Annotated in this window: 6 protein-coding genes; all 6 read right to left on the bottom strand. The window is 71.8% G+C overall.

Annotated features, from left to right (window positions below; genetic code table 11):
• Positions 1-186: 186 nt before the first annotated feature.
• Positions 187-384, bottom strand: coding sequence for a zinc ribbon domain-containing protein (locus VGT06_07920; protein HEV8663048.1), 198 nt, complete (start codon positions 382-384; stop codon positions 187-189).
• An 83-nt stretch (positions 385-467) separates the two neighbouring features.
• Complete coding sequence (locus VGT06_07915) at positions 468-974, bottom strand: molybdenum cofactor biosynthesis protein B (protein HEV8663047.1); 507 nt, start codon at positions 972-974, stop codon at positions 468-470.
• A gap of 8 nt (positions 975-982) precedes the next feature.
• Entirely contained in the window at positions 983-1,627 is a 645-nt protein-coding gene (locus VGT06_07910; protein ID HEV8663046.1) for an MBL fold metallo-hydrolase, read from the bottom strand.
• Positions 1,628-1,651: 24 nt separating this feature from the next.
• Positions 1,652-1,843 (bottom strand): hypothetical protein, encoded by a 192-nt coding sequence (locus tag VGT06_07905; protein HEV8663045.1) that lies wholly within the window; start codon positions 1,841-1,843, stop codon positions 1,652-1,654.
• A 22-nt stretch (positions 1,844-1,865) separates the two neighbouring features.
• Entirely contained in the window at positions 1,866-3,011 is a 1,146-nt protein-coding gene (locus VGT06_07900) for a cysteine desulfurase family protein (GenBank protein HEV8663044.1), read from the bottom strand.
• 158 nt (positions 3,012-3,169) lie between these two features.
• Positions 3,170-4,825: proteasome ATPase (gene arc, locus VGT06_07895; GenBank protein HEV8663043.1), on the bottom strand; the 1,656-nt coding region annotated here is incomplete at its 5' end.

Genomic DNA, 4,825 nt, shown 5'->3' with positions numbered 1-4,825 from the left:
CGGGAGGGTTCCCCAGGGGGGCTGGGGGGCCGGGGGCGGCGCCGGCGACAGGACCCGGACCGTGTCACTCTCCTTCTGTCGTTTGTGGCGTTGGTATTCGTCCCGCCACAAACCACAAGGCCCCCGGGAGCGCGCTCCCGGGGGCCTTGTCGGTTCACACACCCCGCACGGGGGTCAGCAGGTCCCTCACCCGGCGGGGGCACAGCCGCAGCCCTTCCCCACCGACGGCCTCATCCCCTCGGCCGTCGCGACGGCGAAGGACGAGAACTGCTTGACCACCTCTCCGCTCCCGCACGTGGGGCAGGCGACCCGAACCTCCGGGCTCCGAACCAGCATCTCGAAGGCCACCCCGCAGCCGCCGCACTCGTACTCGAAAATCGGCATCCACGTCCTCCGGGCGAGTCCCCGACCCGCCTCTTCCCGATCCTAGCGCGGCGGACAGCCCCGCGCAAGGGGGCCGGCCATCCTCAGCCCCGGGCGACCCAGACCAGGTGCTTCAGCTCCGGCAGGATGAGACGCTCCATGGCAAGGCGCACCGCCTCCCGGGAACCCGGGAGCGCGATGATCACGGTGGTGCGGGAGGTGCCCGCGAGGGTCCGGCTCAGGAGGGCCGCGGTCCCCACCTCCTGGTGGGAGAGGTGCCGGAACAGCTCCCCGAACCCGTCCACCACCTTGTCCAGGAGGGGCGTGATGGCCTCGATGGTCACGTCCCGCCGGGAAAGCCCGGTGCCCCCGGTGCAGAGGATGCAGTGCACCCCCGCCTCGAGGAGCCGCATCACCTCGGCCTGGATGGCGGTGACGTCGTTGCGGAGGAGGCGGTAGAACGCCACCGCGTGCCCCGCTTCCTTCAGCTGCTCCTGGATCAGCCGGCCCGACTCGTCCTCCGCCTCGGTCCGGGAATCGCTGATGGTGAGGACGGCGCACTGCACCGTGCTGACTTTGGCCGCCGTGGCCTTGTGGTCTGCGACACCCACGGGAACCCCTAGAGGTCGAAGAGAGGCACCCGCCCCGTGAGGAACGGGTTGTGCCGCCGCTCGTGCCCGATGGTCGTGGCCGGGCCGTGCCCCGGGTAGAGGACGGTCTCGTCGGGCAGGGCGAGCAGCTTTTCCCGGATGGAGGTGAGAAGCTCCTCGGCCGAGCCCCCGGGCAGATCCGTGCGGCCGATCGAGCCGGCGAAGAGGGTGTCCCCCACGAACGCCGCCCCGTCCGTCACCAGGCAGATCCCGCCCGGGCTGTGGCCGGGTGTGTGGAGGACCCGCAGGCGGATCCCGCCCACCCGGACCTCGTCCCCCTCCTCCAGGAACCGATCCGGGGACGGCGACGGCGTCGCCCGGAAGCCGAAGTAGAGGGACTGCTCCTCCAGGCGCTTCACCAGGTCCAGGTCGGCCCGGTGCATGAGGAGGGGGGCGCCCGTCTTCGCTTTGAAGTAGGCGTTCCCGAAGACGTGATCGAAGTGGCCGTGGGTGTTAATGATGCTCGTGACGGTCAGGTGCTCCCGGGCCAGGACATCCGCAACCGGCTCACTCTCCATGCCCGGGTCCAGGAGCGCCGCCTCCCGCGCCGCCTCATCGACGACGAGATAGGAGTTGCTCTCCAGGGGCCCAACCGTAAACGCGTGGACCTTCACCCTTCCCCCCGCTCCCCCCGGCCGCTAGCCCTTTGCTGCCGTCCCGGGGGGGGTGCCCTTCTCCAGCTCGCGCGACACCCGCACCACCGTGAAGTAGTCCACCCCCGTGAGGGCGGAGACGCGCAGCAGGTCCCGCTCCTTCAGCTTCCCCTGCTGCGCCAGGATCTCCCGCAGGCGGCGCCGCACATCCTCCGTGGCCGGTGTGTCCTGCTCCATCGTCCCTTCGTCCGGGCGGGGCTCACCGGCGGCAGCGATCCACCAGGCCCGGCAGGGCCTCCGCGAGCGCGTCCACCTCGTCCGCCGTCGTGGTGCGTCCCAGGGACACCCGGATGCTCCCGCGGACCCGCTCCGGGGGGAGCCCCATGGCGGCGAGGACGTGGGAAGGCTCCAGCGCCCCCGCAGAGCAGGCCGCGCCCGCGGAGCAGGCGAAGCCGGCCAGGTCCAGCGCCACCAGGAGCTCCTCCGCCTCCAGCCCCGGGAAGGCCAGGCTGCTCGTCTGGGGGAGCCGGGGAGCCCCACCGCCGTTGACCGCCACCCCGGGGATCCGCTCCCGGAGCCGCGTCTCCAGGCGATCGCGCAGCGCCCCGAGCCGCACCGCCTCCCCCTCCCGCTCGGCCGCGGCCACCTCGGCCGCCGCGGCCAGCCCCGCCGCCGCCGCGAGGTTCTCCGTCCCGGCGCGCCGCTCCCGCTCCTGGGACCCCCCGAGGAGGCGCGGTCCCAGGCGCACGCCGGCCCGCACGTACAGGGCCCCGCTTCCCGCGGGCCCGCCGATCTTGTGCCCGGAGAGGGAGAGGAGGTCCACACCGAGCTCGCCTATCCGGACCGGGACCTTGCCGAAGCTCTGGACGGCATCGGTGTGGATCGGCACGCCCGCCGCGTGCGCCACGGCGGCGAGCGCCGGCAGGTCGAAGAGGACGCCGGTCTCGTTGTTGGCGTGCATCAGGCTGACCAGGACCGTGTCGGGCCGCAGCGCCCGCTGGAGCTCCGCCGGGTCCAGCCGCCCCTCCCCGTCTACCCGCAGGGCCGTGACGCTGAACCCCGCCTTCCCCAGCGCCGCGGCAGCTCCCAGGACCGCCGGGTGCTCCACGGTCGAGGTGATGGCGTGACGTCCCTGGTCGGCCCGCGCGAGCGCCACCCCCAGGACCGCCAGGTTGTCCGCCTCGGTGCCGCCCGAGACGAACACCATCTCATCCTTGTCGGCGGCGCCGAGGAGCCCGGCGAGCCTCTCCCGGGCCTCTTCCAGGAGGACCCGCGCCTCCCGCCCGAAGGCGTGAACGGAGGAGGGGTTCCCCGGCGTCTCCCCCAGGACCGGCTCCATGGCCGCGCGGACCCGCGAATCCAGGGGGGCCCCGGCGTTGTAGTCGAGGTAGATGCGGCGACCCATGCGTGCCCCCTCGTGTCGTCGTTCTCCGACCACCCTTCGGGTGGTGCCCGCGCCGGTCCTCACGCTAGGCCCCAGGACAAAAGCGGCCGCCCCCCGGGCGGCCTCGTGCCGGTCCAACGGACTTCGCCTCGCGTCGTTCTCGGTCGTCGGCGGTCACGCTAGAGATAGTGGCCGACCCGAAACGTCCGGATCTCCCGCCCCTCCTCCTGACCCGTCTCGCGGTGGAGCGGCCGCACCGACACGATCCGCTCCGACTTGCGGCCGGCGATCTTCACCCAGTCGTCGGGGTTGGTGGTGTTCGGGAGGTCCTCGTTCTCCTTGAACTCGTCCGCGATCCCCTGGAGGAGGTCCTCGGCGGTGATCCCCGGGGCGTTCGTCTGGATGAGCCGCTTGACCGCCCGCTTCTTCGCCCGGGTGCAGACGCTCTCGATCATCGCGCCGCTCACGAAGTCCTTGAAGTAGAGGACCTCCTTCTCCCCGGACTGGTAGGTGACCTCCAGGAACCGGTTCGGGTCGCTCGCGGCGTACATGACCTCCACCGCCTGGGTGATGAGGGCGGCCACGGCGGCCTGCGGGTCCCCCCCGGCGGCGGCGAGGAGGCTCGGGGCGAGGGGGAGGTCGGCGGTCAGGTACTTGCTGAAGATGTCGGCGGCGGCGGTCCGGTCTGGCCGGTCGATCTTGATCTTCACGTCAAAGCGGCCGGGGCGGAGCACCGCCGGGTCGATGAGGTCCTGGCGGTTACTCGCCCCGATGACGACGACGTGCTTGAGCCCCTCCACCCCGTCCAGCTCGGCGAGGAACTGGGGGACAATCGTCGCCTCCATGTCGGAGGAGATCCCGGCCCCCCGGGTCCGGAAGAGGCTGTCCATCTCGTCGAAGAAGATGACCACCGGCTGCCCCTCGCTCGCCTTCTCCTTCGCCCGGGTGAAGATCTCCCGGATCTTCCGCTCCGTCTCCCCCACGTACTTGTTCAGGAGCTCGGGGCCCTTCACGTTCAGGAAGTAGCCGGTGACCGCCTGCCCGGTCTTCTGGGCGAGCTGCTGGGCGAGGGAGTTCGCCACGGCCTTCGCGATGAGGGTCTTCCCGCAGCCCGGGGGGCCGTAGAGGAGCACCCCCTTCGGGGGGAGGAGCTTGTGGGTCTTGAAGTGCTCGGCGTACAGGTAGGGGAGCTCGAGGGCATCCCGGATGAGCTCGATCTGGGGGCCGAGCCCCCCGATCGCGGCGTAGGTGATGTCCGGGACCGCCTCGAGGAGGAGGTCCTGGACCTCCAGCTTCGGGAGCCGCTCGAGGAGGTACCCGGAGCGGGGGTCGTACAGGAGGGGATCCCCCACGTGCAGGGTCTCGGCCTGGAGCGGCTCGGCGAGCTCCGCCACCCGCTCCTCGTCGGCGTGGAGGGTGACGACGGCCCGGTGGGCATCCAGGCGGTCCTTCAGGCGGACCACCTCCCCCTGGATGTCGAAGGCCTTCGCCTCCACCACGTTCAGCGCCTCGTTCAGGATGAGCTCCTGGCCCTTCCGGAGGGTCTCGGGGGTGAGGGCGGGGTGGAGGTTCACCTTGAGCTTGCGGCCGGCGGTGTAGATGGTGGCGGTCCCGTCCGGGTTCGCCTCGGCGAAGATCCCGTAGGAGGAGGGGGGGGCGGAGAGCTTGTCCACCTCCTCCTTCAGGGCGGCGACCTGCTCCTTCGCCTGGTGGAGGGCCTGGACGAGGCGCTCGTTCTGCTGGTAGGCCTGGTCGAGCTGCTCCCGGGAGGCGTGGAGCTTCGCCCGGAGGAACTCGAACTCCCGGGGGGCCTGCTCGAGGCGGCGGCGGAGGTG

This window comes from Candidatus Methylomirabilis sp., from assembly GCA_036000645.1.
Taxonomy (GTDB): Bacteria; Methylomirabilota; Methylomirabilia; order Methylomirabilales; family JACPAU01; genus JACPAU01.
This window is presented reverse-complemented; position numbering and strand designations above follow the sequence as displayed.